This is a genomic window from Myxococcus sp. AM011 (assembly GCF_013372595.1).
GTDB classification, from domain to species: domain Bacteria; phylum Myxococcota; class Myxococcia; order Myxococcales; family Myxococcaceae; genus Myxococcus; species Myxococcus eversor.
Window position 1 is genome coordinate 1 of sequence record NZ_JABXEM010000488.1, and the last position, 3151, is coordinate 3151.

The 3151-nt window shown below is 70.9% G+C and carries 3 protein-coding genes; all 3 read left to right on the forward strand.

Annotation, left to right across the window (positions count from 1 at the left end; genetic code table 11):
* Positions 1-29: 29 nt before the first annotated feature.
* A complete protein-coding gene (locus HUW62_RS46510) occupies positions 30-1451 on the forward strand; it encodes a sigma-54 dependent transcriptional regulator (RefSeq protein ID WP_163864521.1) in 1422 nt (473 codons plus the stop codon).
* Positions 1452-1556: 105 nt separating this feature from the next.
* Positions 1557-1946 carry a BlaI/MecI/CopY family transcriptional regulator gene (locus tag HUW62_RS46515; RefSeq protein ID WP_163864743.1) on the forward strand — a complete coding sequence of 130 codons (390 nt, stop codon included), beginning with the start codon at positions 1557-1559 and terminating at the stop codon, positions 1944-1946.
* A partial coding sequence (locus HUW62_RS46520) for a M56 family metallopeptidase (protein ID WP_217911981.1) occupies positions 1946-3151 on the forward strand: 1206 nt, incomplete at its 3' end. The genes HUW62_RS46515 and HUW62_RS46520, both read left to right, overlap by 1 nt.

A 3151-nucleotide genomic window follows, 5' to 3' on the forward strand; every position in this document is an offset into this window, starting at 1 on the left:
CCCCTGACCCCGCCTCCGAGCCCCCACCCATGTCCGCACAGCGAATCCTGGTCGTCGACGATGAGGACAATGCCCGCCGCGCCATCGCCACCATCCTGAGCGAGGAGGGCTACGACGTGGCCGAAGCCGCCGATGGCGCCGAGGCCCTCGCGCGCGTGTCCGACTTCTCTCCCGCGGTGGTGCTCACCGACGTGCGCATGCCGCGGATGGACGGCCTCAGCCTGCTGCGCGCGACGCGCGAACAGGGCAGCGACGCGACGTTCGTCATGATGACGGCCTTCGCCAGCGTGGAGATGGCCGTCGAGGCGATGAAGTCCGGCGCGGACAACTTCCTCCTCAAGCCGCTCGACGCGGACCAGGTGCTCGTCACCCTGTCCAAGGCCCTGGAGAAGCGCAGCCTGCGCCAGGAGGCGGAGTCCCTCAGGGACCAGGTCCGCACCCGCGTGCGTCGCTTCCACGACATCATCGGCGAGTCCCCGCAGCTCCAGGGCATCTACGACGTCGTGCGCCGCGCGGCGAGCACGCGCGCCACGGTGCTCATCCTCGGCGAGTCCGGCACGGGCAAGGAGCTCATCGCCCAGGCGCTGCACCAGGAGTCGCCGCGCCGCGACAAGCCCTTCATCCGCGTGCACTGCGCCGCGCTGTCGGAGAACCTGCTGGAGAGCGAGCTGTTCGGCCACGAGAAGGGCTCCTTCACCGGCGCCATCGCGCGCAAGGAGGGCCGCTTCGAGCTGGCCGACGGCGGCACCCTCTTCCTGGACGAAATCGGGGAGATCTCCCCCACCGTGCAGGTGAAGCTCCTGCGCGTGCTCCAGCAGAAGGAGCTGGAGCGCGTGGGCGGGACGCAGACGCTCAAGGTGGACGTGCGCATCGTCTCCGCGACGCACCGGGACCTCGCCGCGGAGGTGAAGGCGGGCCGCTTCCGCGAGGACCTCTACTACCGGCTCAACGTGGTGAGCGTCACGCTGCCGCCGCTCCGGGAGCGCAAGAGCGACATCCCCGCGCTGGTGAACCACTTCCTGGAGAAGTACGGCGAGGCCTACGGCAAGCAGGTGCGCGGCCTGGCGCCGGGCACCCTCCAGGCGCTGCTCGCGCACGACTGGCCGGGCAACATCCGCGAATTGGAGAACGCGATTGAGCGCTCCGTCGTCCTCACCCAGGACCAGGAGCTGACGACGGACGACCTGCCGCCCGTGCTGCGCGGCCCCCGCCCCACCGGCACGAGCACGGGCGCGCTCATCCCCGGCGCCACGCTCGCGGCCATCGAACGCGAGGCCATCCTCCGCACCCTGGAGATGGTGCAGGGCTCCACGTCTCGCGCGGCGGAGGTCCTCGGCATCAGCGTTCGGAAGATTCAGTACCGCCTCAAGGAGTACGGCTCGCAGGGCGACGGAGCCCCGGTGAAGCCCGACGCGGACGAGCTCTCCGGAGACCTGGCCGCGGAGTCCTGACGCGAGGGCCAACACCTCCCTCCGCGCGACGCGGTGTTCCATCGCGGGCATCTACGACGTCCGTCGTTGACAGTTACGACGCACGTCGTAATACTTTCGCGAATGATGCCCGTTCCACCGCAGCCGACACGCGCCGAGCTGGCCATCCTCCGAGTCCTCTGGCAGTTGGGGCCCAGCACCGTGCGTCGGGTGCATGAGTCGCTCCGGGACACGCAGGACAAGGACACCGGCTACACCACGGTCCTCAAGCTCCTCCAGAACATGACGGAGAAGGGGCTCGTCCAGCGCGACGAGAGCGAGCGCACCCATGTCTACGAAGCGGCCCTGAGCCAGAAGCGCACGCAGCGGGATTTGCTGCGGGACTTGATGGACCGGGCCTTCGGCGGCTCGGCGTCCACCGTCGTGGCCCAGGCGCTTTCGATGAAGCGGGCCTCCGCGGAAGAGCTGGCGGAGATCCGGAAGCTGCTCGACGAGCACGAGAGGCGGGGGAAGTGATGGACGTGCTGGACTCACTGGAACAAGCCCTGCTCGCCTTCGCATGGCAAGGCGCGGCGGTGGCGCTGGTGGTCGCGGGGCTGCTCGCCTTGATGTCGCGTCGCTCGGCGCGGGGCCGCTACGCGGTCGCCTGTCTGGGCCTGCTGACCATGGCACTGCTACCGCTCGCCACGTTCCTCGGCGCGCTGATGGGGACGACGGGCACCGCGACTCCCATGGCGGGTGGAATGTCCGCGCAGACGCTCCTGTCCGCGACGCTGCCTCCGGGCACCACGCTGGAGACCGTGGCCGAGCCCGCGACGGTGGCGGCCGGGGCGTCCTGGCTGGAGCTGTTGCGGCCGTGGCTCCTGCCGGCCTGGTGCTGCGGCGTGCTGCTGCTGTCCGCCCGGATGCTCATCTCCTGGTACGCGGCCCAGCGGCTGTCCCGACTGCACACCCAGGAGCCCGCGTCCGCCTGGCGTGAGGCCCTGACGCAAGCGCTCGCGCGGCTGCGCCTGACGCGCCCCGTGCGACTGCTGGCCTCCGCTCGCGTCGATGTGCCCCAGGTCATCGGCCTGTGGCGTCCGCTCATCCTCGTCCCCGCGGGTGCCATCGCCGGACTGACTCCCTCGCAACTGGAGGCGGTGCTCGCGCACGAGCTCGCGCACATCCAGCGGCATGACTACCTGGTCAACCTGCTCCAGGCGCTGGTGGAGACCTTCCTCTTCTACCATCCCGCCGTCTGGTGGCTGTCGCACCGCATCCGCGAGGAGCGCGAGCACTGCGCGGATGACCTCGCCGTGCAGTCGTGCGGAGACGCCTTCCTCTATGCGCGCGCGCTCGCGCACATCGAGCAGCTTCGCGCGCCGCCGTCCTCCCTGCTCGCGCTCGGCGCGGATGGAGGCTCGCTGCTCCGACGCATCCGCCGCCTGCTGGCCATGCCGGAGCCGCATGCCCCGCGCAGGTCCTGGCGGCTGGTCAGTGGACTGGGCGGCGCCGCGCTCGCCCTCGCGCTGGGAACTTCTCAGGTCCCCTTGCCGGCGATGGCCGTGACGCCCGGCGATCTCGACACCGTGTCCGCCGAGGCCCCTTCCGCCCCGAGCCATGAGCGGGCCTTCGCTGTGGACGAGCCACCCATCCACCGGCCGCTCGTCGCGCCCCTGCCGCGTGTCCTGCCCGTCGCCATCTCCTCCACCGTGGGCCGGCCGGTCCGCCCCCCCACCCTC

What these genes read in the sequence shown, in the direction of transcription:
- HUW62_RS46510 (WP_163864521.1), top strand. Translation starts at nt 30, where the DNA reads ATGTCCGCACAGCGAATCCTGGTCGTCGACGATGAGGACAATGCCCGC.
- HUW62_RS46515 (WP_163864743.1), top strand. Translation starts at nt 1,557, where the DNA reads ATGCCCGTTCCACCGCAGCCGACACGCGCCGAGCTGGCCATCCTCCGA.